The sequence below is a fragment of the Mediterraneibacter faecis genome (genome assembly GCF_055383675.1).
Map to the genome: position 1 here is coordinate 2,943,229 of NZ_AP043803.1, position 23,051 is coordinate 2,966,279.

20 protein-coding genes, 1 pseudogene and 1 riboswitch are annotated in these 23,051 nt (G+C 39.7%); of the genes and pseudogenes, 5 read left to right on the forward strand and 16 right to left on the reverse strand.

Annotated features, from left to right (window positions below; translation table 11 throughout):
• Positions 1–14: 14 nt before the first annotated feature.
• The 4 genes from ACZ47Z_RS13945 to gnpA form a co-directional block, all read right to left on the reverse strand.
• Positions 15–812, reverse strand: coding sequence for a carbohydrate ABC transporter permease (locus ACZ47Z_RS13945; protein ID WP_464525668.1), 798 nt, complete (start codon positions 810–812; stop codon positions 15–17).
• Between the two features lies 1 nt (position 813).
• A complete protein-coding gene (locus ACZ47Z_RS13950) occupies positions 814–1,692 on the reverse strand; it encodes a carbohydrate ABC transporter permease (RefSeq protein WP_464525669.1) in 879 nt (292 codons plus the stop codon).
• Positions 1,693–1,764: 72 nt separating this feature from the next.
• Positions 1,765–3,072: an ABC transporter substrate-binding protein gene (locus ACZ47Z_RS13955; protein WP_054753020.1), complete on the reverse strand. Its 1,308-nt coding sequence runs from the start codon at positions 3,070–3,072 to the stop codon at positions 1,765–1,767.
• Between the two features lie 79 nt (positions 3,073–3,151).
• On the reverse strand, positions 3,152–5,305 hold the full coding sequence (gnpA, locus tag ACZ47Z_RS13960) for a 1,3-beta-galactosyl-N-acetylhexosamine phosphorylase (RefSeq protein WP_464525670.1): 2,154 nt from the start codon (positions 5,303–5,305) through the stop codon (positions 3,152–3,154).
• Between the two features lie 310 nt (positions 5,306–5,615).
• On the opposite strand from gnpA, the gene ACZ47Z_RS13965 reads away from it, so the two are divergent.
• Positions 5,616–6,470, forward strand: coding sequence for a helix-turn-helix domain-containing protein (locus ACZ47Z_RS13965; protein ID WP_054753019.1), 855 nt, complete (start codon positions 5,616–5,618; stop codon positions 6,468–6,470).
• A 52-nt stretch (positions 6,471–6,522) separates the two neighbouring features.
• Here the strand turns inward: ACZ47Z_RS13965 and gmk are convergent, their stop codons facing one another.
• Entirely contained in the window at positions 6,523–7,197 is a 675-nt protein-coding gene (gene gmk, locus ACZ47Z_RS13970) for a guanylate kinase (RefSeq protein ID WP_181986577.1), read from the reverse strand.
• Between the two features lie 239 nt (positions 7,198–7,436).
• Here gmk and ACZ47Z_RS13975 point away from each other — a divergent pair, with 239 nt between their 5' ends.
• Positions 7,437–7,643: a hypothetical protein gene (locus ACZ47Z_RS13975; protein WP_054753015.1), complete on the forward strand. Its 207-nt coding sequence runs from the start codon at positions 7,437–7,439 to the stop codon at positions 7,641–7,643.
• Between the two features lie 162 nt (positions 7,644–7,805).
• On the opposite strand, the gene guaD is transcribed toward ACZ47Z_RS13975, so the two are convergent.
• From guaD to ACZ47Z_RS14025, 10 genes and pseudogenes are all read right to left on the reverse strand, one after another.
• The gene (guaD, locus tag ACZ47Z_RS13980) at positions 7,806–9,092 is read right to left on the reverse strand and encodes a guanine deaminase (protein ID WP_464525671.1); all 1,287 of its coding nucleotides are present in this window, start codon (positions 9,090–9,092) and stop codon (positions 7,806–7,808) included.
• Between the two features lie 36 nt (positions 9,093–9,128).
• On the reverse strand, positions 9,129–10,547 hold the full coding sequence (locus ACZ47Z_RS13985; RefSeq protein WP_464525672.1) for an NCS2 family permease: 1,419 nt from the start codon (positions 10,545–10,547) through the stop codon (positions 9,129–9,131).
• Between the two features lie 141 nt (positions 10,548–10,688).
• Positions 10,689–10,785: riboswitch (purine riboswitch) on the reverse strand.
• A 444-nt stretch (positions 10,786–11,229) separates the two neighbouring features.
• Positions 11,230–11,442, reverse strand: a complete 213-nt coding sequence (locus ACZ47Z_RS13990; RefSeq protein ID WP_054753013.1) for a PF20097 family protein — start codon at positions 11,440–11,442, stop codon at positions 11,230–11,232.
• Between the two features lie 213 nt (positions 11,443–11,655).
• Positions 11,656–11,775, reverse strand: a pseudogene (locus ACZ47Z_RS13995) (DUF6054 family protein); the annotation flags it as partial.
• 257 nt (positions 11,776–12,032) lie between these two features.
• The gene (locus tag ACZ47Z_RS14000; RefSeq protein ID WP_464525673.1) at positions 12,033–12,791 is read right to left on the reverse strand and encodes an EFR1 family ferrodoxin; all 759 of its coding nucleotides are present in this window, start codon (positions 12,789–12,791) and stop codon (positions 12,033–12,035) included.
• Between the two features lie 74 nt (positions 12,792–12,865).
• Positions 12,866–13,678, reverse strand: a complete 813-nt coding sequence (locus ACZ47Z_RS14005; protein WP_464525674.1) for an alpha/beta fold hydrolase — start codon at positions 13,676–13,678, stop codon at positions 12,866–12,868.
• A 97-nt stretch (positions 13,679–13,775) separates the two neighbouring features.
• On the reverse strand, positions 13,776–14,105 hold the full coding sequence (locus ACZ47Z_RS14010; protein WP_054753011.1) for a DUF6054 family protein: 330 nt from the start codon (positions 14,103–14,105) through the stop codon (positions 13,776–13,778).
• Between the two features lie 48 nt (positions 14,106–14,153).
• On the reverse strand, positions 14,154–14,453 hold the full coding sequence (locus ACZ47Z_RS14015; protein WP_464525675.1) for an LURP-one-related/scramblase family protein: 300 nt from the start codon (positions 14,451–14,453) through the stop codon (positions 14,154–14,156).
• A 369-nt stretch (positions 14,454–14,822) separates the two neighbouring features.
• Positions 14,823–16,247: a sucrose-specific PTS transporter subunit IIBC gene (locus ACZ47Z_RS14020; RefSeq protein WP_055162950.1), complete on the reverse strand. Its 1,425-nt coding sequence runs from the start codon at positions 16,245–16,247 to the stop codon at positions 14,823–14,825.
• A gap of 39 nt (positions 16,248–16,286) precedes the next feature.
• Positions 16,287–18,470 carry an alpha-galactosidase gene (locus ACZ47Z_RS14025; RefSeq protein WP_464525676.1) on the reverse strand — a complete coding sequence of 728 codons (2,184 nt, stop codon included), beginning with the start codon at positions 18,468–18,470 and terminating at the stop codon, positions 16,287–16,289.
• 233 nt (positions 18,471–18,703) lie between these two features.
• Here ACZ47Z_RS14025 and ACZ47Z_RS14030 point away from each other — a divergent pair, with 233 nt between their 5' ends.
• On the forward strand, positions 18,704–19,615 hold the full coding sequence (locus ACZ47Z_RS14030; protein WP_464525677.1) for an AraC family transcriptional regulator: 912 nt from the start codon (positions 18,704–18,706) through the stop codon (positions 19,613–19,615).
• On the opposite strand, the gene ACZ47Z_RS14035 is transcribed toward ACZ47Z_RS14030, so the two are convergent.
• The gene (locus tag ACZ47Z_RS14035) at positions 19,524–21,215 is read right to left on the reverse strand and encodes a glycoside hydrolase family 13 protein (RefSeq protein ID WP_464525678.1); all 1,692 of its coding nucleotides are present in this window, start codon (positions 21,213–21,215) and stop codon (positions 19,524–19,526) included. The two genes, ACZ47Z_RS14030 and ACZ47Z_RS14035, sit on opposite strands and share 92 nt — an antisense overlap.
• A 273-nt stretch (positions 21,216–21,488) precedes the next feature.
• On the opposite strand from ACZ47Z_RS14035, the gene ACZ47Z_RS14040 reads away from it, so the two are divergent.
• Entirely contained in the window at positions 21,489–22,367 is an 879-nt protein-coding gene (locus tag ACZ47Z_RS14040; RefSeq protein ID WP_117825525.1) for a helix-turn-helix transcriptional regulator, read from the forward strand.
• A 227-nt stretch (positions 22,368–22,594) separates the two neighbouring features.
• A complete protein-coding gene (locus ACZ47Z_RS14045) occupies positions 22,595–22,807 on the forward strand; it encodes a TraX family protein (RefSeq protein WP_331468653.1) in 213 nt (70 codons plus the stop codon).
• Positions 22,808–23,051: the final 244 nt, after the last annotated feature.

Consider the following 23,051-nt stretch of genomic DNA (forward strand, 5'->3'; position numbering starts at 1 on the left):
ATACTTTTGCTGCATTATTTTACCGCTCCTGTAATTCCGTTTGCAAAGCTCTTCTGTAAGCACAGGAAGATGATTGCAGTCGGAAGTGTACAAATCAATACACCAAGCATCAGCATACCATAGTCAACACTATAACCACTCTTCAGGTTCGCTACAAGCATCGGCATAGTGATTGCTTTGCTGTCCTGTAAAATGATCGTTGGCCATAAGTAATTGTTCCATGCATTCATAAAAGTTACTGTCATTGCTGCTCCATAAGTAGATTTCATGACAGGAATAAACATCTTAAAGAAAATCTGCACTTCACTTAATCCCTCAAGTCTTGCCGCTTCAATAATATCATGTGGAAAAGAACGGGCTGCCTGTCTGAACAGCATGATCATAAATGGTGTTGAAATAGTTGGAAGTGCAAGCGCGATCCATGTATTAACCAATCCCCATGATGTAAACATCTTAAACAATGGAATCATAATCGCTACAAAAGGAAGCATCATTGCAAGAAGCAAAATATTCATTAAAATGTCTTTCCCTTTATCGTGATAAATCTCGAATCCGTATCCGGCGATTGAACACACGAGTAATGCTACAAATGTAATAATAATTGCATTACGGAATGAATTGAACATTGCCAGTCCAAGATTCTGCATGCCTACCAGCGTCTTAAAGTTCTCTGCCAGATAAGTACCCGGATACAGTCTTCCCCTTACAACATCAATACTTGTATTTGTTGCTCCACAAAGCATGTAGTACAGTGGGAATGCAGAGAGAAAACTTGCAATAATTAAAACTGCATAGGAAACTATTGATTTCATTTTAGTCACGTTTGTCACCTACTTTCATCTGAATTGCAGACAGAATTGCTACCATTACAAGAATACATACAGACAATGCTGCTGCATAATTAAATTTCGGTGTCTCCACAAAGGAGATATTGTAAATGTAATGTGCCAATGTCATTGTTGACTTACCAGGTCCTCCGGCAGTCAGGTTCATAGACTCATCAAACAACTGCAGTGTTCCTGAAGTTGACATAATCGCTGTCATAAGGATCGTCGGCTTTAGAAGCGGAATCGTAATTTTTGTAAACTGTTTAAATGGTGTTGCCCCGTCGATATAACTTGCCTCATATACGGAATAATCAATATTCTGTAATCCTGCAAGATAGAATACCATATTGTATCCTGTCCATCTCCAGATCAGGGCGATAACGATTACCCAGCGTGCCGGCCATGTACTCTGAAACCAGTCAACAGAAGATAAACCAATTCCTGTAAGTACTCTGTTCACAACTCCGTCCGGAGCAAACAAGGATTTAAATATCATAGAATAAGATACAAGAGATGTTGCACACGGAAGGAAAATCAAAGTACGAAAAATACCTTTACCTCTGATCTTTGGGCTATTCAAAAGCTGTGCCAGGATTAGTGCTAAAACAAGCATGATCGGAACCTGGATCAAAAAGTAAAAGAACGTATTAAATAAGCATTGCTGAAATGTTTTATCCTGGAAAACTCTGGCATAATTTGATAAACCGGTAAATGTTCCTCCTGTCTTTCTAAAAGACAACAGAAGTGCCTGTGCCATTGGATAAAAACAAAATACGAATATTAAAATCGCTGCCGGAAGAAGAAAAACCCATCCGGTAAGATTATGCTTTTTCTCTAAAGTTAATTTTGTTTTCTTTTTTTCCATATTATTCTCCTAAAACAGAACCGGGAACGCAATACTGCACTCCCGGTACGTCCTGTTTTTAATCTTTGATGATTACTCACCAATATTAAATTCTACTGTATCCTGAGCTTTCTTGATCTCGCTGTCAATATCAGCGCCATTCTGAACAACATTAGTGATTGCATCTGTTAATGCACTTCTGACATCTGAGTAGTATGCGCCATAATCGATTCCAGGAACCTTTCCAGCGAAGTCTACGATGTCTTTGTATACAGCCTGTCCAGCGTAGAAATCAGATGTCTCATTGTAAACATCTGACTCAGCCGCCGGTAAGTAACTTGCGATTGCTCCAGCGTTTGGAAGAAGGTCATCATATAACTCTACGCTTCCGCCGAATGTTGTCTTAAGGAAGTCATATGCAAGGTCTGTGTTCTTGCAGTTAGAAGATACTGCCCAGCTTGCTCCACCACAGTTTGCGTAGTTTGTAGCACCATCAACATCATCAAGTTTAGGCATGTTTACGATAGACCAGTTTCCAGCCTGATCATCAGCTGCCTGGATAGAAGACATGATCCAGCATCCCTGGATAACACCAGCTGCTGTTCCCTTGTTCATAGAAGCAATGTACTGATCCCAGTCAGTATAATCAACCATGATTCCTTCATCAATGAGCTGTTTGTATGTCTCGATTGCTTTCTTGAGAGCTTTGTTATTAACTAAGTCAACTTTTCCGTCTACCATCGGAGAAGCACCTGCTGACTGAAGCATCTCAATGATAATCTCAGATCCGCCTGAGCTTGTAAGCATTGGAACGTTGTTTGTCTCAACTACTTTTTTAGCTTTTTCCATGAAATCTGACCATGTTGTGTCTTTGAAATCATCTACTGTAAGTCCGGCTGCCTCAACCATGTCTTTACGGATTGCCATGATTGTAGCACCGTTATCAAATGGAACGCCATAGTTCTTTCCGTCTACTGTAGAGTCAGCTAACTTTCCTGCAGAGAAATCTGAGAAAGTGATTCCTGAATCTGTAAGTTCTGTAAAGATTCCAGGATAGTTTGCTACGTTCTTATGGAAGGAATAATCCTGCATCAGGAAGATGTCCGGTAATGTGCTGTAATCATCAGCTTCAGCTGCTGTGATCAGAGCTGTCTCAATATCTGAATATACTTTTTCCTGAATATCCAGTTTGAAATCCGGGTGATCTTTCTGGTAGATTGCCTCTGCCTGTTTCATTGCATAAACGTTGAAGTTAGGATCCCAGCACCATACGCTCAGTGTGTTTTCCTGTGATGCATCATTCTTTGCATCAGTGTTGTTGTCAGATTTGCTTCCGCATCCTGCAAGTACAGATACTGACATTGCTGCTACTAAAAGTGCGCTCAATACTTTCTTTTTCATAGTTTTTGTCCTCCTTATACATTTAAAAGTACTGCTTTATAAAATATGAAATGCATTCCTTGCGTTTCATAAGTTATCTTTATTCAACATCATCTACCCAACGCATCTCGCCTGGCTCTAAATCCAGTTCATATACACAGTTGCCATTGATATATACATCTGTGTGTCGCGCTTCTGATGAGTTATTAATAACTGCGATCTTCTTACTCTTCGGGAATACAGTTACTTCTGTATCAACATTTGTTACATAGTAATGCTTCATCTCTTTTTCCATGCCTGCTGCATAGTAAATAGCACGAAGAAGAATTCTACAGTTCTGTGGAGAATATGGAAGACCTGCAAAGTATACGCTATGCCCTTTTCCATATTCATTAACAACCATCTGGCTGTACTCTCCATCCATTGCAAGGATCTGATAATTCTTGCCCTGTGCATAGACACGGCTTGTTCCCTCACCAAAATCTATTTCTCCTTCAATATCCTCTAAAATAAAGTGGTTTGCATCTAATTCATTATACTTATCTGTATTAAGTGAGAAGCACATCTCACGATCTACGCCAAGTACATCTGATAGCTGGAAGAATCTTCCCTGATGCTGGTATGCTGTCGGTTCACCAACTCCGATGAATCCGCCTCCCTCGTCAACAAAGCGACGAATATTTGTTACAACTTCTTCATCGATCCAGTTTTCAGCTCCACTAAATGCTGTATATGCATCACCTACATTGATGATTACTCCAATGTCTTCCGGAATACCTTTCTTCACGTCATCAAAGGAAATAAATTCAACTTCGAATGGCATACCACTTAAGCACTCAAGCACACCCTCTGCTGAATAAGTCTCTCTGTGCCAAATTGCGTGATGTACCTGATTGGACATCCACTTTCTCAGTCCTCCCCAACAGTTGAGGATCGCAACCTTAAATGGTGCTACATAGGAAGGCGTTCCCTGCATATTCTCATGAATCTGACGGAACTCTGTAACAACATTCTGGATCTCATCAATGAATCCCGGCCAGTTGCTCGCGAGTTTTAAGTATCCGCCGTATCCAATTCTGTCTAATGGTGAACGAAGAAGTGCACGTCTTGCCTTTCTCCAATTGTCTCTCGCTTCCCCGATCGGATCTCCGCCTTCGCAGAATACATCCGGGAAGAAGTATGGTAAGAGACGGCCCTCTGTATAATCAACGCCCTTGATATCAGAAATCATACGAAGTGTCACACCACTTCCGACAGAACCTACAACTGCATCCAACCCGATGCTTGCAAAGTATTTACCATAAGGCTCTGTTCCGATCCAGTGATCTCCAAGGAACATCATAGCTTCTTTTCCATAAGAATGAACAATATCAACCAGCTCTTTCGCAAGTGCACAAACTTCAATCTGCTGGAATTCAATAAAATCACGGAACTCTTTGCTCGGTACGCGGAACATACTGTTGTGATATCCCTGATCTACGATAAATTCCGGACGGAATTTATATCCTGCCCATTTCTCAAACTTCTCTAAAATATATGGGCTTACACTTGCACTGTATCCGAACCACTCAACGTACTTCTCTCTCTTCTGATCATCAAAAGTTAATGTAAACTGATGGAAAAATGTTGTAAATCGAACAACATCTATATTCGGATTCTCTTCACACCATCTTTTCAGCTTTTCCTTTACATACTTCTGTGTCTTCGGCTGTCTTACATCATATGTCAACTGATGTGGTGTATCCTGCCAATCATTTGTAATGAAATTATACATATGTACCGGATCCCAGATAAGGAATGCCAGGAAACTTACTGTATACTCATGATACGGTTTTGTCTGAATCTCAACCTCTCCTGAAGCTTCATCAAACTCCCATTTATCTGTAGGAACAATCTCTCCTGTTGTACGGTCGATCACTTCCCACCAACGTTTTGGATCATCTAACGTATTTACTTTCAGCTGCTCTGTGTGAAATCCTTCCATTAAGCGAATACGAAGTGTTTCGCCTCTTGCTGTCACACGGTTACTGATCAAATATTCCTGCTGGATCTCTTCCGGATTCGCGCTCGCCCACTCATTATCTTTTCTTGTTGTATAATAAGTTGCATATTTCTTAACCGGCTCTGACAGAAGTTCTTTTGGCATCTCTGTTCCGTCACAATCTCTCAACGCATCTGCTCCCAAGAGATTCTTTAATCGTAATGTCTCGTCAATAACATCTGCATCTGTCGGCAGCGTCAATCTTCCTGTCATCAATATGATTCCCCCCAAATAACTTTTATATTGTCTTCTATTTGATGGCTAAAGTATAACAATTTCGACAAACGCTATCAATTTCTTTGTTGCTCGGTTTGTTATGTTTTTTGCTTTTTATTACTAAAATACTGTTTTTCCTTGATTTTTTATGTATAATATATTCAAGCAATTTCTTTATTTTTTCATATTTCCGTCTTTTTTACGAATCAATTTTAAAATTATTGCTTTTTTGTATTTTTTATATAAAATTCAATCAATTTTTAAAATTTGAATAAGACATTAACATTTATTATGAGGTTATTTACTTATGAGTAATGAATTTATCAATCTTGGCTCTGCCAATAACGACAGGGCAGACTTTCAGCTTCGCTATATTTCCATCTCCAAATATGAAGGAGACTGGCACTCCCTTCCGCATACACATCAGTTTTCAGAGCTTTTCTATGTTCTGCGTGGTGAAGGTGTCTTTTATATAGAAGATGAGAAAGTTTCCGTAAAAACAGATGATTTAATGATCATCAATCCATATGTGGAACACACTGAGAAGACACTTCCGAATAACCCAATGGAATATATTGTTTTCGGCGTCGAAGGACTTGCCTTTTCTTTTATTCATCCAGATCAGGAGAATCCGAAAGGATACAGCTACTACAGCTACGGATCCGACAAAAATCAGTTTATTAATTTCGCACAGCTGATGATGCATGAATTTCAGGATAAAAAACCAGGTTTTGAAAAAGTCTGTCATGGATTACTGGAAGTTCTTCTGGTATATATTTCCAGAAAGCAAAATCTGTCCGTTATCACAAACTCTTCGTTTCAGCTTTCTAAAGAATGTGCACTTGCCAAACGGTATATTGATATAAATTATTCCAAAAATATTACTTTGGACTCTTTAGCCGAGATCACACATATCAATAAATTTTATCTGGCACATTCCTTTACAGAATGTATTGGGCAGTCTCCGATCAACTATCTAACAGACAGAAGAATTGAAGCGTGTAAAGAACTTTTAACGACTTCCAATTTCTCCGTCACACAGATTGCCTCCAGTGCAGGGTTTTCTTCACAGTCTTATTTTTCACAGATTTTCAATAAGAAGGTGGGAATGTCACCACGCCAGTACCGGAAATTATATTCAAACAAAAAGGAGCTGGAGTAATGGTACTCCAGCTTTTCTAATCAGATGTATGTTCAACCTTGCTTCTTAAAATTTACAGCAATGCCTCTTTGTATGACTGAACATGAGGCTTCACTTCTCCGTCTATGTAACTATCAAGAAATTCTTTCATGCAGTTACGGCTATAGCGATTACTATGAATAATCTGTGCGAAACGACTCAAAGTATTTGAAATTGTATCATTGACTAAAATATAATCATAACTATTGGCACATGAAATCTCTTCTTCTGCTATTTCCATTAAAGCATTCACTTCTTCTTCGTTATAAATTCCAGTGCTAGACAGCCGGCTCTTTAATTCATCCCAAGATGGCGGCAAAATGTAAATCAGTGTAGCATCCGGACAAAGTGCACGAATTTTCATTGCTCCGATTGTGTCCACATCCAGAATTACATTTTTCCCTTTTGCACGCGCTTCCTCTACACTTTTCTTCGTTGTTCCGTAAGCATTACCATTCACATATGTATATTCCAACATCTCACCCATACGAACCATTCGCTCAAATTCCGGTACAGACACAAACCAATAGTCTTTTCCGTCTATTTCATGCTCTCTCTGTCTTCTCGTTGTCACAGATACACTGACACACGCCTGTTCATGATCCTGCAAATACTCTCTCAAAACCGTCTTATTCCCCACACCAGACGGTCCCGAAACAACAATCAACTGTCCATATTCCGCAATCTTGTCCAAATATTCCTTTTTCATCGCCGTTTCTTCCTCTCAACCATATTTTCGTATGATTTATACTTTTTTATTATAAATTCAGACAATATATTGCGTCAAGCATATTTTTCATACAGATAAACTCAGTTTTACTTGTTGTCTTGTGATTTGTATTTCTGTTGCCATAACATGGTATATTACTCACTCTCTTTTCCAAAATTTACACAATCTGGAAGATACCATAAATCAGGACACTTGATAACTGTAGCTTTCTCAATGATATGCCACTTGCTTTTTGTATTATTGAGCTTGTATTTGATGCGGATGGACATGGTGTAGACTTTGTATTCCGTTACTGTAATGATGAAATGGCTGTTGTTGAGGGCGTTCCCGTTTCAGAAATGTTGAATTGTTCCTTTTATGAAGTCTTTGAAAATGGGGATAAAAAATGGCTTGTCACTTGTGCATGTGTGTTGATTCCGTCTTAGAAAAGTACCAAAAATAAACCTCTTGGATTTGCATTAATTAAATACTAATCCAAGAGGTAAAACGGGTATATTCCCACAAGAGGCAGATTTGGGGTCCTGCCTCTTGCAAGAAATCTTTATTATCGAGCTCCAATCTTTCGTTAATTATAGAGAAGCTCTTTTTTAATCAGCTACTTTTTCTCCTGCTACATATTTAGCATAAACTTCTCGTTCATCCGCCAAATAAATCATTCGTTCTAAACGCTGTTCCACATTCATCTCCTGTGGATGAATCAATCGTTTATCATCGAGCACTACCGCATCCATTTCGTATCCTGCTTCGAAACTTCCTACTTTACCAAAAAATTCTCCGCCTCCTTTTGTAGCCATATAAAATACTTCTGGCATAGTTAATTGGGTTAATTTTTCATCTTTCAATCTCCAACGTAACTTTGACGCCTGAACTGCATACCTCATAGCTACAAACATATTTTCCGTAGATCCGGCAGCCACATCACTTCCTAATCCTACATGCATTCCTTCTTTCAAATATTGTCTGATAGGTGCCACTCCTGATGACAAATTTGTATTAGATTCCGGGCAGTGTGCGATAAACACACCATTTTCCTTCATCCTTCTGATCTCATTTTCATCTGAATGTACGCAATGAGCCATAACCGTCTTGCTGTCTCTTCCAAACAGCCCAAACTGATCATATGCATCTCCATAAAATTCTGATTCTGGACATAATTCCTGTACCCATGCAATCTCTCCATAATTTTCTGAAAGATGCGACTGTACCGGAATCTGATATTTTACTTGAATATCTTTCAACTTATGCATAAGTTCATCTGTACAACTCGGTATAAATCGAGGAGTCAAAATCGGTCTTGTATGTTGATACTGTTTCTTTTGTACTTCTTCAAGCCAAGAGATTGTTTCGTTTACACTTTCTTCTGTTTCTTCTCTCAGATAATCCGGTGAATTGCGATCCATATTTACCTTACCAACCATCGTAGCAAGTCCTGCTTTTTCAAGCATATCCATCAATAAAATCGTTGATTCTTTATGAATCGTTGCAAATATACATGCTCTGGTTGTTGCACTTTTCTTCAGATTATCTACAAACATCTGATAAGCTTTTTGAGCATAAATTGTGTCTTTATACTTTGACTCCTCTGGAAAAGTATTTGTCTCCAGCCAGTCTAAAAGCTCCATATCCATACCTAATCCACGGAAAGCATATTGTGGTGCATGTACGTGTAAATCTACAAATCCAGGAACGATGATTCTGTCTCCATAATCCTCTACCGGTATTCCTTTATATTCTTCCGGAAGTATCGGATACACTCCCTCGATTTTATTTGCTTCATATACAAGATATCCATTTTCGCAAATCTTTAATTTATTCGAAGATTCAGAATATACAATCTGCCCCTTTAAAGCTCTAAGATCTGTTTTTTCATTCATTATCTACTAAACCTCCTACAATAAAATCCTTCTGCTTTATCCCAATGTCATAAAGGCATATCGTAAGATAAATATAATTGAAATAATCCATGTCAAAGCTTTGATTTCACGAGCTTTACCTGTAAACAGTTTCATAAAGCAATATGTGATCAATCCAACTGCTACACCATTTGCGATAGAATATGTAAATGGCATAAATACAACTGTACAGAATGCTGGCAATGCATTTGACATTTCACTGAAATCAACTTCTTTAATATTACTAAGCATCAGAATACCTACAAAAATCAGAGCCGGAGCTGTTGCCTGACCCGGTACGATACTTACTATTGGTGCAAATATGATTGAAGCAAGAAACATTACTGCTGTTACTAAACTTGTCATACCTGTTCTTCCACCTGCAGCAATACCTGCACTGGATTCTACTACTGTTGTAACTGTAGATGTACCAACCATAGCACCTGCTGCTGTTGAAATCGCATCTGACATCAATGCTTCTTTCATGTGAATGATTTCTCCATTCTCATCAATCATACCAGATTGTCTTGCAGCACCCATCAAAGTTCCAATAGAATCAAACATATTAACTAAGGAAAAACTAAGTACAAGCATTACTACTGTAAAGATTGTGCTCACTAGATTTTCCCCTGCGAATAAACCTGCAAAGTCCATTTTAAATAATGATACTTCTGCAAAATCACTGAATTTTGCGCCCAGATTCATGTCAAAAGAAGATAATTTTGTAACTCCCAAAGGAATTCCTGCTGCAGTTGCTACTAAAATACCAATGATAATAGAACCTTTTACATTACGTGCATTTAAAACACCAATTACAATCAGACCGATCAGTGCAACAAGTGCTCCACAAATTAATGAAACATCTCCACCTTCACTTCTCCACTGTGCAAAGTCTACCATGCTTACAAGTGTTGCTGAATTTCCTACAACTAATCCGGAATTTTTCAATCCGATAATCGTAATAAATAAACCAATTCCTGGCGTTATCGCCATTTTTACAGCATCCGGAATTGAACGGATGATTGCTTCTCTAAGTCCAACTGCTGTAATAACAATAAAGAAAATACCAGATATGAATACAATTACTAATACCTGATTATAGGTATATCCCATAGCTAATACAACGGTATAAGCAAAAAATGCATTCAGTCCCATTCCTGGAGCCTGTGCAAACGGAACCTTAGCATACAGAGCACATAATATTGTTCCAATAAATGCACCAATACAAGTACCAATAAATACACCATTGGAAATCTTTCCTGCCATAACAGTATCTCCCATAATTACATATGGGTCTGCTAAAATCTGTGGATTCAGAATGAGAATATAAGCGATTGTAATAAATGTTGTTATTCCCGCTAAAACTTCAATCTTCATTGTAGAACCACTTTGTGAAATCCCAAAAAATCTTTCAAAAAAACTATCCCTTTTTTCCATAAGTATAACCTCACTTTCACATTTTGCAATTCTGCCATCTATGCAGTTCGGCTCTTATTATGAAAAATTCCTCCTCCCTATAAAAAAAATTAGCCTAAGAAGGGTCCTCAAATAAAACTCTTTTTAGGCAAACAAAAAAAGAGTCACCACATAGGATTATGTAGTCAACTCTTTGCAGTAGTTGGTAGAAACACTGAACCAATCTCCAGCATATGCATAACAGCATTAGTTGATTGATTTAATATGAATTATAGTATATTTATTTACAATCGTCTATTGATTTTATGCTTAAAAAACGTAATCATTTTTTGTGCGTATTGTATGTTTTATTTTATTTTTTACATTCTTTTTGGTGTTTATGCATATTTTAGAGATATATTTTCCTCGACAAGCTGAGTTAATGGCATAACTTGCGTTTGCAATATGACCGCACCGGCCGATGTTATTTGCATGATCGATCATCTTCTAGCGTTGCTGACATGCGTGCCCCGCGATTCTTTTGCCCGGACACAGGCATATTTTCTTGTTTTTCTATTGTCCGGATACGGACAGTTTATGCTGTCAACATCTTTCTCGCCTCTTCACGGATGTTGATTGCTGCATTACGATCTCCTATTCCCACTTTTTTAAAATTATTCATTTTTTGGTATTAGTTTTTAATTTTGAATTCTACAAATTGAATTTATCTATTTGCATAATCAATCAAAATCTTTTTGCAACTACTGCAACGATAAGCTTCACAATGAGGGATTCCGCCTGAACCCTTACTCAATTCCAAATCGTCCGATTTTTTAATACGAAAAACTTTTTTCGGATTATCAACTGCAAAAGTAATGTCTCGTGAGCTCATTAGGTATCCTCTTATCATTTCTTCACCACAATATGGACATTTCATGCTGATTTGCCTCCCTCGTAAAACTTTAATTATTTTTTTCGCAATAATATTGCAAATAAAACGATTAGAACTAATATAATTATCAAAAAAATAAATTTTATTTGACCTTGGTATCCTAATCCAATCCACTGCAATACTATTATTAACACAAAAACTAACAACGCCCAATAATTTCTTTTCACTCTTCTCCCTCCTGATGAATTCAAGATTAAGTTACACATCCAACAACTCGATTAACTTATCGAGAAATGCCTCTTCCCCCCATGTATTAATTTTGAAAAATACAGCTTGGCTTCCTCCTGCTGTAATTGCAGAAAGTTGTACTGGATCACTATTTAATTCCTGGAACATTTTTCTGCATCGATTGCCAATACAAACATCAGAGCATCCAACGCATTTCCTGGATCCTGTACATCAATGATATAAGTATCTGTCATATGAAACAGCTCTTTACTAACCCGTGCAATTGAATAACCGCTTCGATCAAGAATACTATAACCCAATTTTCACAAGTAACTTAGATGTCAAAGCCGAAGCTAATAAAAGAGCGGTACATCCTGCTGTAAGTTTTCCAACGATCACAGGGACAATCATTTTGGGATTAACTGCTCAAAATGATAACGCGGTTTTCCTATGCTCTTTTTGCCATACTCTATTGCTTCTGTGGGACAATAACAAATACATGCCATACATTGAGTACATTGATTCCCCCATATCGGCTTTCCGTTTTCAAGTGCAATGTTATTCTTTGGGCAGTTTTTAACACATTGACCGCATCCGATACAAGTATCATCTGTCTGAAATGCAGTAGCTTTCACGAAGAACTGATAAAAAATCGAATTTACCGGGCCACTCATAAAACGGTCGTAGAGATTGTTTCGTGGTACAGGGAAAGGTTGTTCTGCCTTAATACAGGCAATGGTATCCACAATAGTAGGCTCAGCATTTTTTACAATTTTTCTCGCTTCCTCTGCTTGAGGTGCATCGAACATGGCAATATAGTTTTCCGGCATAAGAATTTGAGATGTACCCATATAACATAAGTGCTTTTGCTCAGCAAGACTACAATTATATTTTGACGCATTGCCAATTTCACTACCGCAGTTCATAACAAACCAAATACGTTTTGCAGAAAGCAATTTCGTTTTGGAAAGCCAATCCGACACAATTCGGGGAATACGCCACGCATAAGTCGGAGTTACAACGACTACATTCTCACCTGTTTTTATTGGCGAATAATCTACTGCCTTGATTTTTGCATTCACATCTACAATATCGTCCTGCAATTCAACTGCAATTTTTTTCGCTATATAACGGCTATTGCCGGTTCCTGAAAAGCACAAAATCATAATAAAACCACCTCCACGACTTCCGATTGAGATTTCACCTTTTATAACGGTTGACCAATTGTTTTCAATAGTCTTTATATGTTTGAAAGGAATTCTTCTATCAAACTATTTATCATCTTCGGTTTATCTGTATTAGAATTATGACCGGCCCCTTCAATCCATTTTAAAGGAATTTTCGTTTTTTTATGCCATGCTCTGTTATACCTTATGCATGAACCGGCATGATCCTTTGTGCCACATATCAACAGGGAAGGGCATTTAATTTCATATGGCAGTTCCTTTTCCATCGCCTCTGCCAGAATACGAAATCCATGCCCTGCAATTTGTGCATAACGATGCTGATCACCATCATAGACTAACATCATTTCCTTCATCAGGTTTCTGCCATAATTAGAAGTTGCAACTCCCTCAGTTCCAGATTTCAAAAGCAACTTCCATGGGTAATGTGCATATATTGGTTCCATTCTTTTCAGAAGCCAGATTTCCACTGATGTCACATAGTTTCTCTGCAACGGTGCCGAATCAATGGAGATAAAGCCTGCCAGCCGGTCGGGATACAATTGTGCATAAGCCTGTCCCACATATCCTCCCATTGATTGGCCGATTATAATCGGTTTTCTGATTTCTTCTTTTTCAAGAATCCCATTCAGCCATTTTGCCTTATCAAACAGATCAAAATCAAACCTGAACGGCCAGGAGGATGCATGGGCTGGTGCATCCCATACAATAATATTATATTTTCCTTCAAAGTACTCAACCTGTTTATCAAACAGTCTATGGTCAGCAGTCAACCCTGGCAAAAATACAAGCGTCGTTGTATCCAAACTCAGATTATTTGACCAATAGTGAATTGTTCCGCAAGGAGTTTGATATGTACTTTCCTTCAACAAATCCACCTCCGCAATTTTCATTTTTCTCAGTTACACAAACTGAAAAACTTTAACTATTTTTTTCGCAATAATATTGCAAATAAAACGATTAGAACTAATCCAACAACTCGATTAACTTATCGAGAAATGCCTCTTCCCCCCATGTATTGATTTTGAAAAATACAGCTTGGCTTCCTCCCGCTGTAATTGCGGAAAGTTGAACTGGATCTTTGTCATTTTGAAAAAGTGTAATATTAAGACTCACTCTGTTTCCTCCAGCATAACTGTAACGCTCAAAAACACGAACGCTGCAACGCGCAGTTCCACTTCGAAAGTCACTGGCATCTTCTAGCGTTGCTGACATACTGCCATTTATTATTCCGTCTTCAATTTTGGAAAGTAACTGATCAAAATCTTCATTTATATATCTTTCTATTTTTGCCATGCAAAACACCTTCCTCTCAACTATCTACACTGAAATCTGGATCACTATTTAATTCCTGGAACATTTTTCTGCATCGATTGCCAATACAAACATCAGAGCATCCAACGCATTTCCTGAATCCTGTACATCGATGATATAAGTATCTGTCATATGAAACAGTTCTTTACTAACCCGTGCAATTGAATAACCGCTTCGATCAAGAATACTATAATCCCATTCCATAATGGTTCCATCAATATGCCCCCAGGCCAACTGGCCTTTTACTACATAAACAGTGTTGCCTGCTTCATCATAGATATCGCAGCTGTCAAACCATGAAAACAACCTTTGTTTAAACAATAGCTTCATAACTTTTCACCACTCTCTCCAACAAATATAATAGTTTCTTTATAAGTACCATAATACCATGCCAGAACACATAAAAAATATACTAAATTTCATTTTTCACATTGGAACCTGTTTTTTATCTGTCCGGCTGTTGTATATATGGAGGAATCTTCATACAACTATCGGATTTTGATATGGCTAAAATGCAGTGGCTACAGAATAAAATTTTTTTAAAAGTGATAATACATGCATGATAAAAGGTGCCGCAAAGCGACACCCTTAAATATGTACTGATATTTATTTTTAGTCCAAACTATTCCTCATCCAAAATTGTATCAAGAGCGATAAGTTCTCCCGGTTCAAGTGGTTGAATAATAAACGGTGAATGGCTTACACTTCTTTAAATTTCGAATGCTTGGACAATGCCATTGTCACTGCAAATCCAACAACAAGTGAGATCAGAATTCCGATCATATAATTCAGCATTCCGCCGGACTTGATGCATACGAATCCGATGATTCCTGCTGCTCCCGGGGAGATATTCTGAACATTTGTCAGTGTCACATAAGCACATCCTACAGCAGAACCGAACATTGCTGCATAGAATGGATATTTCATCTTCAAGTTGACTCCGAACATTGCCGGTTCTGTAATACCAAGCAGTGCTGAGATACCGGAAGAAACTGCGATACTCTTCATCTTCTTATCCTTTGCACAGAACATTGCTGCCAGTGTTGCTCCACCCTGAGCCACATTGTTGCATGCTGCGATTGCAAAGAGGAAAGATCCGCCTGCTGCAATCAACTGGATATCAACCGGGAGAAGACTGTGGTGCATTCCTGTCATTGTTAATGGCGCATAGATAAATCCGAAAATAAATCCACCGACAACACCTAATGTATCATGGAGCCACAGAATACCATTTGTAATCCAGTCTCCGGCTGTACGCATCACTCCACCTACCACTGTAAATGTAAGGAATGCTGTTACGAGTACGGAAAGTGCAGGTGTCAGGAGGTTGTCCAGATATTCCGGAACTACTTTGTGAAGTTTCTTCTCGATAAATGCAAGGATTGCTGCCGCTGCAAGTACCGGAAGTACAGTTCCCTGATATCCAACCTTCTCAATTGTCAGCGCTCCGATATGCCATACCGGAACCGTTCCCTCTGTAATGGCTGTACCATAAGAATATGCATTCAGAAGATCACCGGATACCATGATCATTCCCATAACTGCTCCAAGATAAGGATTGCCACCGAACATCTTTGTTGCTGAGAACCCTACAAGGATTGGCAGGAATGCATATGCTGCACTTGCAAATGTGTTGATCATAGATGCAAGATCTGCAATATTCGGATATACTTCAACAAGTGACTTTCCTGAGACAAAAAGTCCTTCTGCTGTCAGAACATTGTTCAGACCCATCAGAAGACCGCTGGCAACCAGTGCCGGAATAATCGGTACGAATACATCCGCCAGCATCTTTACCAGTTTCTGTAACGGATTCATCTTCTGGTCAGCAGCCTTTTTCACTTCGTTTTTTGTACTTTCTTTGATGTCTGCATACTGAATAAAATATTTGTATACTTCATCTACTGTACCACTTCCGATGATGATCTGGAACTGACCGCCTGTGGAAAACTGTCCTTTTACAAGCTCTGTCTTGAGAATTCCATCTACATCTGCTTTGCTCTCATCTTTTAATACCAGACGTAATCTGGTTGCGCAGTGAGCCGCGCTGATTACATTTTCTTTTCCGCCTACCAGACGCAGAAGTTCACTTGCTGCATTCTGGTAACTCTGCTCTTTACTCATTCTAACTCCTCCTGTAACTTCATTTCTTTTCTATCTCAATCAGGATTTTCTTAGTACCATCGTTGTACTTGAAAAGTCCTGTCTGATTCTTGGTATTCGGATTCCTGCATACATCAGTTCATCCCCGCCGTACTCCTGCCCGGTCTCACAATCTGTGTAAACTGCATCCGGATCCAGTCCTTTTAATCGAATTACCGGAACTCTGTAGGCTGAGCGTGCAAGGATCTGCACGTGAGTGAAGATGACTTCCATTCCATCTTCTGAAACAATATTCCAGGCACTTTGATTCTCCTGAAATGAATCCACCAGCCGGTAATAAGTTCCAAACTGTACGGTTCTTCGTCTCCTTTTATATTCTGCAATCTGCTCTCTGACTTCTTTCTTCTCTTCTTTTAAAAGCTTCTTCAAATCCAGTTCATATCCAAGATTGCCTGCTGCCGCCACGGCAAATCTTGTAGCAAGCGGTGTGGTCCGTCCAACCTGATGATTCGGACATGCTGACACATGCGCTCCCATTGTAACTGTCGGAAACAGAAAGCTTGTTCCATGCTGGATTTTCAGCCTGCAGACCGCATCTGTATTATCGCTGGTCCATGTCTGTGGCATGTAATAAAGCATTCCTGCATCGAATCTGCCACCTCCACTGGAACAGCTTTCAAACAACACCTGTGGAAAACGTTCTGTCAATGTCTCCATTACCTGATAAAGTCCAAGCACGTAGCGGTGTGAAAGTTCATTCTGATTTTTCCTGTCAAGATAAGCACTTCCAAGATCTGTCAGATGCCGGTTCATATCCCATTTCACATAACTGATATTTCCCGGTACCAACACCTTACTGACTGCTTCGATCAGATATTCGCAAACTGCCGGATTCGACAGATCCAGTACCAGCTGATGTCGGCTGAGTATTGGTTCGTAGAGCGGACTTCGGATCACCCAGTCTGGATGCTCCCTGTAAAGATCACTTTCCCTTGAAATCATCTCCGGTTCAAACCAGATTCCGAAATCAATCCCCTTCTGTTTCACCTTTTCGGCAAGACTCTGCAGTCCATCCGGAAATTTCTTCTTATCTTCCGTCCAGTCCCCCAAGGAAGTCGTATCTGTATTTCTTCCCTTGAACCAGCCATCATCCATCACCAGAAGTTCGATTCCAAGTTCCGCTGCTTCTTCCGCTAGCGTCAGCATTTTCTCTTCATTGATCTCAAAATACATACCTTCCCAGCTATTCAATAGAACTGGCCGTTCCCGGTCTCTGTACCATCCCCGGCAGACGCGCGTTCTGTATAACTTATGAAATGTATTCGACATTCCGGAAAGTCCATTTACACTATAGACCAGTACAGCCTCCGGTGTGCAAAAGCTTGTTCCCGGTGCAAGCTGCCATCCAAACTGATACGGATTAATTCCAAGCTGTACCCTGATTGTTCCATACTGTCCACACTGAACACATCCATAGAAGTTTCCACTGTAAATCAGGTTTACTCCAAGCACTTCCCCTTGCTCTTCCGTAGTCCCGGGACTTAACAATCCGATAAATGGGGTTGCCTGTGGGCTGCTCGTTCCACGACTGCTTTCAATCGTGACTGAATCCGCACACAATGGACGTCGATACACGTTTTTCTCTTCTGTATGTGCACCGGATAATGTCAGTACATCATATTCCTGTGTTGGAAGATCCATGTTCATGCTTAAGAATCGACAGATTTCTATCGGTTCTGTTCCGTCATTGATCCATTTTGCGAATCGTGTGACCACTGCATCTTCATAGATGGTGTAATATAACAGAATTCTCTGATTTCTCACCTTATCCTGAAGCGTAATCTCCAGTGTCATTGCCTCGGTGTCCGCATCAGTATAGACATGTGGCAGGCCATCCGGAGCGATCTTTCCACTCAGAATGCGATAGCCGTTATAGAAAAATCTTGCGTTTTTATCTCCATTTCTATCTTCTAGTTCGTAAGCCGGACTTCGGAAGTCCCCCTGTCCGGACTCCGGAAATTCCCTCAACTGTGTATCCAGAGAAAATGTCCTGTCTTCCGCTATCGGATTCGCACAGAATCCACGGTCGTAATAATAATCCTTGATGCCGCTGTGCCATCTCTTTATTCTTTTTCCGTAGTAACAATGCTTTAAATATCGTTGTTTTTCTACTTGAATCACATAACTGATCTTATCGTTGTATAGATGAAAAACCTGCTGTTCTTTCTCAAAACTGATCTGCATTCTATTCCTCCACTCTCTCATTCTGCTTCATTTCATCGCTTGACTAAATGCATTATAACTTCCATCTCTTTTCACTTTCAATGGTAATGCAGATTAGTGAATGGTAATTTCTTGCTATTTTTTATTGATTGCTATATTATAATATCTGATATAAAAACCCAAAACTAAGATTTCTACAGATTGTTTCGTGTGGCGCCCCGCAATCTTCATTTATTTTGAAAGGAGTACTTTTTATGACAAACACAAAATCATCTGCCCAACCGCCTTTTGATTCCGTCGGTTTTCATATAACCTCTGCGCTTCCCCTCCAGACACTTCGTGGAATCGGCATGCATCACATCACTTCCCATGACTATCATTGGGATAACCGAGTCCGCAAAAACTCTTATGTATTACTTCAGTACACGATTTCAGGAAAAGGAAGTTTCCAGACACCAGACCATACCTATCCTCAACAGGCGGGTGATCTCTTCCTTGTTCAAGTACCCGGAGACAGCCAATACTCATTACCCGATGATTCGGAATGCTGGGATGTTCTTTATCTAGAATTTTCCTCCGAGTGTCTCCCTCTTCTCTACCACATTCATCAATCCTGTGGACCTGCTTTCCACCTGGAAGCATCCAGTACTTTACCTGAACAGATGAAACAGCTCTATGCTGATGCGATTTCCAATCAGTTAGCATCGGTATTTGATAATTCCAAAGCGGCCTACGCTTTTCTTTTAGATCTGGCAGATTATGCATTGGAACACCCGGCACTTTCTTCACCTCGTGTTACACTGGCCAAGAATTATCTGGATTCCAATTATTACAACACGGATCTGAACCTTGACGAAGTCGCTGATACCGTCGGGCTGTCCAAGTATCATCTTTGCAGAGAATTCAACCATCTCTATGGAATCTCGCCCGGAAAATATCTGGCGAATCTGCGTCTTCAGAAATCCTGTGCGCTTCTTTTACAGAGCCGCCAGCACACAATTGCCGAAATCGCCTCCATGGTCGGATTTTCAAATGATAATTATTTTTGTAAGGTCTTTCGAAAAGCTTTCGGAACTACACCAACTCAATATCGGCTTCAAAATCAGAACTATGATCTTGTCCGCGTTCTCCATGATTCGCATCCCAGGATTCCATCTGATAAATAACCGCCTCATATGGTCTGAGTTCTGTAATTTTTTCCGCGGCAGGCGTATCTGCATAATTACTAAGCATGACCTGCCCGGCTCTCTTACACTGTAACTTTCTTGTCTTCTCATGAAAGTTACAGACAATCAGCCATTTTTCCTCCTCCAGCGTTCTTGTATAGATATAAAGGTCTTCATCCTCCGGGAACAGCAGTTGATAAGTTCCGTATACCATAACTTCATGTTCTTTCCGAAGCTGAATCAATTTCTGATAATGATAGAAAACGGACTCTGGATCCGCCAATGCCTGTTCTACATTGATTTCCTTATAATTTGGATTGACTCTGTACCATGGAGTTCCTTCTGTAAATCCTGCATTCTTTTCGGTATTCCACTGCATCGGTGTCCTTGCATTATCCCTCGCCTTCGCCCGGATTGCATACATGGTCTCTTCCTCTGTGAATCCCGCTTTCAGGCGTTCTTGATAAATGTTCTGTGTCTCAATATCAGGGAATTCATCAATCGTCTGAAATGGAACATTCGTCATTCCAATCTCTTCCCCCTGATAGATATACGGTGTTCCCTTCATTCCATGAAGCAGTGTCGCAAGCATTTTTGCAGACAGGACACGATAGTCTCCGTCATTTCCCCAACGGGAAACGATTCTTGGGAGATCATGATTATTCCAAAATAAACTGTTCCATCCATGACCTTCTAACTCTGTCTGCCATTTGCTGAAAACACACTTCAGATCCGGCAGATAAAGTGGTTTCAAATCCCATCTTTGTCCGCCCGGTTTCTTATCCAGCTGAATCTGTTCAAACTGGAAGATCATACTAAGTTCTTTTCTTGCCGGATCAGTATATAATCTTCCGATCTCCGGGGTCGCCCCCCAGCACTCACCAACCGTCATGCTGTCCCTGTGACCAAAGGTCGCTTCGTTCATCTCTTGCAGGTATTTATGAAGCATCGGCCCATTCTCTTTAATCTTCTGATCCGGTATCTTTCCAATCAGATCAATCACATCCATACGGAAACCTGCAATCCCCTGATCCAGCCACCAGTTCATCATGTCATAAATTTTCTGCCGCAGCTTCGGATTCTCCCAGTTCAGATCCGGCTGTTTCTTACTGTAAAAATGCAGATAATACTCATCCGTCTCCGGCGAATACTCCCATGCACTTCCACCGAAATTTGACATCAGATCATTCGGTGGCTGTCCATCTTCACCTTTCCTCCAGATGTAATAGTCCCGATATGGATTATCCAGGCTTTTCTTTGCTTCTATGAACCATGGATGTTCATCTGATGTATGGTTAACTACCAGATCCATAATGATTTTAATATCATTATCTTGACATTTTTGTATCAATATCTTCATATCTTCCATTGTTCCAAACTCCGGGTAAACCGTACGGTAATCAGAGATATCATATCCATTGTCATCCTGCGGCGACTGATAGATTGGACAGATCCAGAGTACATTAACTCCCAGTTTTTTCAGATATTCAATTTTCCCTGTAATTCCTGGAATATCCCCCATTCCATCCCCATTGCTGTCCGCAAAACTCCGAGGATATATCTGATAAACGACACTGCTCTGCCACCATTTCTTCTCCATCTTATGTCCCCTTCTTGCTTTTTTTATTCGAACCAAGTATAATACAAAAAATAAAAAGATACTTTCATTATTTTATCAAAAAATAACACAATATTATGCACCAGTTCAGCCATGCGGCTGTATAAGGACAGACTATCGTTATAAGCTCGCTTATATAAAATAGTCTGTTCTTATGCAGACATAGGGCAGACGCCCCTAAGCGAGGATTCGTCACGCAGTGTCGAATTCGAGCTGCATGGCTGAACTGTTTCACTACAAGAAAGGAGATCACTCATGTCACGTTCCTTAAAAGAGACAAATTTTCACGGAACCCCTATGTTCCCCTTACAGATTTATTCTCATAAAGATAAGAACGGTTTCTATTCCGTTACTGCCCACTGGCATGAGGAACTGGAATTTCTCTATATTGAGGAAGGAACTATGCACGGAATCATTTCCGGAACCCCTTATGAAATGAAAGCCGGTGAATTCTATTTCATCAACTCTGGTGAACTGCATGAACTAAGCGCACACAACCATTCCCTGCATCATGCAATCGTTTTCGATCCTCAATTACTTAATTTTGATTTGTATGATGCCTGTCAGTACAATTTCATCCAGCCAATCACACAGAAGAAACTGCTCTTCCCAAACAACATCTCCAGTGCTCTCAGTCAGGAAGAACAAGAAAGTCTCCGACAGCTTTTTCTTGAATTGATCTGTAATTACCACTACCCGGAACAATGTGCACTTCTCAAAATTAAGATCTGTCTTCTACAGATTTTGGAACTCTGTTTCCGCACAGAAATTCTTATACAGAACCAGACTACCGGAAAGCAGCTCTCCTCCATGAATCTGCTGAAGGAAGTGCTTGATTTTATCCGGTCACATTACGCCGAAGAAATTACATTAAAAGAACTTGCTGACATTGCCTGCATGAGCCCGACCTATTTCTGCAGATATTTCCATCAGGAGATGGGAAAAACACCGTTCGCCTTCCTGAATGAATACCGCATCAAAAAAGCGGCTATCCTTTTGGATGACAGCTCACTGTCTGTTTCTGATATTGCCATTAACTGTGGATTTGACAACATCAGCTATTTCATTCGTAAGTTCAAAGAATACCAGGGAATCACCCCCAAAAAATACAGAAGCCGGAAGATGCCAGAATAATATTTCTTTATTTGAGAAATATTCAGCAAACAAGTAGCAAGTACAACATTATAGGGATCTTTAAAAGACAAAGATGACCCAGTAAGTGGATGTAGAAATAGTATGATATCATGTGAATAACAATCGGAATTGATAAAGGATCATCTGCATGAAACGATTATTATGTTCGCACTTTTCAAGTGTAGGAAATTTGATAAAAAAAGAAATTGAAAAAAGGACTAATTTTTATGAACAATGTAAAAGAGAGAATCAAAATATTTTCAGGAGCGCAGCTTAAATACATCGCTTTTCTATCCATGCTTATCGATCACACAAACAAAGCGTTAATCTATCCGAATTTGGATGGAGGAGCATTGAATCGGTTGAGTGACTTTTTTGATATTTTAGGAAGAATTGCATTTCCAATATTCATCTTCCTTCTCGTCAGTCGAGTAGACTAAGACCTCTCAATCTTAGCCCCTCACAGATCCGTACGTGCGGCTTTCCCGCATACGGCTCCTCATAGTAACATTCGCTTCAATATAAACAATAGTACGTTTCTCTGACTCCGCAGTGCCACATAACACTCGCCATATCGCATTACATGATATTGTCTTCCGCACCAGTTAAGACGTCGACCGACTGAAGTTAACGTTTCGAAGCTCAATCACTATTCAACCCTGCTTTCTTGCTGTCTACGCTTAT

Coding starts and splice junctions, on each gene's coding strand:
- ACZ47Z_RS14035 (WP_464525678.1), bottom strand. CDS start 21,215: ATGGAGAAGAAATGGTGGCAGAGCAGTGTCGTTTATCAGATATATCCT.
- ACZ47Z_RS14025 (WP_464525676.1), bottom strand. CDS start 18,470: ATGCAGATCAGTTTTGAGAAAGAACAGCAGGTTTTTCATCTATACAAC.
- ACZ47Z_RS13955 (WP_054753020.1), bottom strand. CDS start 3,072: ATGAAAAAGAAAGTATTGAGCGCACTTTTAGTAGCAGCAATGTCAGTA.
- ACZ47Z_RS13985 (WP_464525672.1), bottom strand. CDS start 10,547: ATGGAAAAAAGGGATAGTTTTTTTGAAAGATTTTTTGGGATTTCACAA.
- ACZ47Z_RS14030 (WP_464525677.1), top strand. CDS start 18,704: ATGACAAACACAAAATCATCTGCCCAACCGCCTTTTGATTCCGTCGGT.
- ACZ47Z_RS13945 (WP_464525668.1), bottom strand. CDS start 812: ATGAAATCAATAGTTTCCTATGCAGTTTTAATTATTGCAAGTTTTCTC.
- guaD (WP_464525671.1), bottom strand. CDS start 9,092: ATGAATGAAAAAACAGATCTTAGAGCTTTAAAGGGGCAGATTGTATAT.
- ACZ47Z_RS14000 (WP_464525673.1), bottom strand. CDS start 12,791: ATGATTTTGTGCTTTTCAGGAACCGGCAATAGCCGTTATATAGCGAAA.
- ACZ47Z_RS13990 (WP_054753013.1), bottom strand. CDS start 11,442: ATGAAATGTCCATATTGTGGTGAAGAAATGATAAGAGGATACCTAATG.
- ACZ47Z_RS14020 (WP_055162950.1), bottom strand. CDS start 16,247: ATGAGTAAAGAGCAGAGTTACCAGAATGCAGCAAGTGAACTTCTGCGT.
- ACZ47Z_RS14045 (WP_331468653.1), top strand. CDS start 22,595: ATGAACAATGTAAAAGAGAGAATCAAAATATTTTCAGGAGCGCAGCTT.
- ACZ47Z_RS13965 (WP_054753019.1), top strand. CDS start 5,616: ATGAGTAATGAATTTATCAATCTTGGCTCTGCCAATAACGACAGGGCA.
- ACZ47Z_RS14010 (WP_054753011.1), bottom strand. CDS start 14,105: ATGGCAAAAATAGAAAGATATATAAATGAAGATTTTGATCAGTTACTT.
- gnpA (WP_464525670.1), bottom strand. CDS start 5,305: ATGACAGGAAGATTGACGCTGCCGACAGATGCAGATGTTATTGACGAG.
- ACZ47Z_RS13950 (WP_464525669.1), bottom strand. CDS start 1,692: ATGGAAAAAAAGAAAACAAAATTAACTTTAGAGAAAAAGCATAATCTT.
- ACZ47Z_RS14040 (WP_117825525.1), top strand. CDS start 21,489: ATGTCACGTTCCTTAAAAGAGACAAATTTTCACGGAACCCCTATGTTC.
- ACZ47Z_RS13975 (WP_054753015.1), top strand. CDS start 7,437: ATGCCACTTGCTTTTTGTATTATTGAGCTTGTATTTGATGCGGATGGA.
- ACZ47Z_RS14015 (WP_464525675.1), bottom strand. CDS start 14,453: ATGAAGCTATTGTTTAAACAAAGGTTGTTTTCATGGTTTGACAGCTGC.
- gmk (WP_181986577.1), bottom strand. CDS start 7,197: ATGAAAAAGGAATATTTGGACAAGATTGCGGAATATGGACAGTTGATT.